2 protein-coding genes are annotated in these 2,975 nt (G+C 39.1%); both read right to left on the bottom strand.

Features of this window, described 5'->3' with window-relative positions; all coding sequences use genetic code 11:
* Positions 1–2,144: M1 family metallopeptidase (locus tag B5X70_RS17515; protein WP_079559196.1), on the bottom strand; the 2,144-nt coding region annotated here is incomplete at its 3' end.
* Between the two features lie 230 nt (positions 2,145–2,374).
* On the bottom strand, positions 2,375–2,975 hold a 601-nt coding region (locus B5X70_RS17510; protein ID WP_143255111.1), incomplete at its 5' end, for a DUF5018 domain-containing protein.

The following is a 2,975-nucleotide window of genomic DNA, read 5'->3' as shown; positions in this document are numbered from 1 at the left end:
ATGACCGGAGTGAGGCTTGTCAAATCCGTTCCAAATGGCATGGTGATACTAATGTTTCCATTATCAATAACAGTTTCACCAATCTGATCTTCAATGGTGAAGGATGTGATCTGACTATCACCACTAAGGGTTACAACGGTTACAGTATATTCTTTTACAGAGTTGTCTGATCCAGTAACCGTATAAACAATCGGTGAAGAAAAATCCTGAGTTGCTCCTGATGCAGGAGAAACTATTGCTCCAGGGGAGACCTCAATTTGCGGCGTCAAGGCATTAATGTTTTCATTGTCGGAGACAGCAAATTGAATGGTTCCGGTAGTATGATTAATTTGGGCCTCACCAATTTGTTCTTCAACAGAAAAGGATAAAATTCTGTTCTCAGCTATGGGTGCAGGAGGCACTGGAAGAGAGCTGTTAAATACAACATCAAAACGAATAACCCATTCGTCTGGATCTATGATGATGTCAATCACCTCTTTGTCTATATCGAAATAGAAATGTTGCAACTTTTGGTTGTTGTAAACCCTTTCCTTTCTAGATGATCCATCTGCGAATTCAATCCTGAGATCCAGATTCATTTCAAATACTTCTCGTTCGTTTGATGTTCCTTCAGATTGGGACTGATTTATTGTAAGACCCGCTTTGCCTTGTGCAAGGTCCGAATAGAAGTTATACTCATAATCGGCAAAGGACATATCATAAACCCATTGATCAAAGAAGTTATAGAGGTCGAGACCTGTAAAGGCCTCGACGTATTGCCTGAATTCATCTGTGGTTACATATCCGTGTTTAAATTGCGGATCTTGAGCATAGGCCTTTATTAGATCGAAAAAGATTTCATCATCCCCAATATAACCTCTTAACATGTGCAAAAGCCAGGCTCCTTTTTCATAATAAAAGTAGTCGAAGATTTCCCAATGCCTGGAATCGTCTTCATTGAATAACACTCTATCCCAAATATGTCTTGCTCCCATGGATCTCATGTGGTTGTGATAGGCTCCCATTCCGGAGGTGTATTCGTAATATAGAGCCTCGGCATAGGTTGCGAAACCTTCGTTGAGCCATATGTGTTGCCAGGTTTGGTTGGTAATGGAATTGCCAAACCACATGTGAGCCAATTCGTGAGGCATTAATATGGTCCAGTTCCAATTGGCTACTACAGAGTTGGTCTGTTTTTCAATATACCAAAATGGAACAATCTCAGTCATGGCATACCCTTCGTCTCTGTATGGATAGTCGCCAAAATAGTGTATGTAGGCATCGAAGGCCTGGTTGAACATGTTTGCAATACTGGTAGCCTGATTACTGTTTGCGGGGAACGTGTAATATTTTATTGGGAAATTGTGGCCATTGTTATTATATGTACGTTCTATGGTTTGGTAGTTGGAAACAGCCACCAGAATGTAATAGGGTGCAATGGCATGATTGTGCTGCCAGGTGTATGTTCGTTTACCGTTATTTACAACTTCATTTATCAGCATTCCATTGGATACAGCCTTAAGTTTTCTGTCGCCATATGTAGTGTTTGGAACTGTGATGTCAAGGCGAATCCCGTTATCAGCTTTATCTGTTGGTCCATCCTTACAAGGAAACCAGTAGTGCGAGAGATAAGGCGTACTTAAATTCACGATGGCAGGAACATTGTTCCCATGGGTATCAAATCTGAAACCTTTGGTTACGCCACCACTTTGAACTCTTTCGGGCGCGCCATTGTAATAGATTTTTACTGAAGGTTCATCACCTATACTGTATGTCTGATTGAGATTAACGTTGAGGATATGATTTGAATGGCTCCATGTTACAGGTGCTCCATCCATGGTAATATTCGTTACGGTAAATACATTTCTCAGATTGAGCTTTATCTGGTTCAGGTTGTTAATTAAGGGTTTAAAATCGACCACAACACTGCCATCAATTGTTTCGTTTTCTATGTCAATATCAATAGAAATATGGTAAAACTGCACATCTATATTAAAATCGGTCTGCAATAATTGAGCTGCATCTTGTGTTGATAATGGTGCAGTAACTTGTGATGTTGTTTCTTTTGATGTAATATCAGAGCGCTGCTGTGCTTCCAGTCCGGTTAAAAACAGCAACAATATAAGGGGTAATAAATTTTGAACTTTATGAGTAAAAAATGTCATGTTTTGTCTTTTTCGAATCTTTCTAGAGAATTTTATAAGATGCAATTTACCTCATTGTTAAGGGAAGTGCATCCTATTTTTTACCGATGACCAGATATTGTCCATTACCTTTATGAATTCTATGATTAAAAATTCATTGTAAAATGAGAGGGAAAGCAATCGAAATAAGCTAGAGAGGCAAAACGTATTACGTTTTGCCTCTCTTTATCTACTTCTTAAGGAACTTCTGTTTACTTGCTTAAAATAACTCTGTTGGTATAGAACTTTCCGCTAACAGATGTTATTCTGATTATATATACGCCTGAATTAAACTCCGCAAGATTAATTGAAAACTCCTTATTTCCGTTGACTTCTTGCAGCAGAACTTTTGTTCCATTGGAAGCAAAGACTTCAATATAATCTATAGGCTCATTGCTCAAAATATTTACCATATCCAAAGTTGGGTTGGGGAACATTGTTATTTCAATTGTTTCTCTGATGTCCAATTGTGTTGGTATTCCTGGGATAACTGTTACAACCCATTCCTGTTCATTTCCACTTTCGGAGGTAACCGTATATGTTATGGGTTCTGAGAAATCAGTTTCCTGTGGTTCGGGTGTTATATTTGCACCCAACGATACTGTTATTTCTGGTGTAAGTGCGCTCAGGTCTGCTCCTAATCCCATCCAAACTGAAACTGTTTTGTTTTCAGAGCTGATTTCGCTTTCTCCTACTTGACCTGCAATAGAGAATGATATGATATCATTTTCATCGCTCAATAATACTTCCAGTGTGACGGTATACACTCTTGTCAACCCGTTTTCAGCGGTGACAGTAAAGGTGACCGCACCA

Source organism: Alkalitalea saponilacus (assembly GCF_900168165.1).
Lineage (GTDB): Bacteria > Bacteroidota > Bacteroidia > Bacteroidales > Marinilabiliaceae > Natronoflexus > Natronoflexus saponilacus.
The sequence above is the reverse complement of the archived record's forward strand: the minus strand, read 5'-3'. Positions and strand labels throughout refer to the sequence as shown.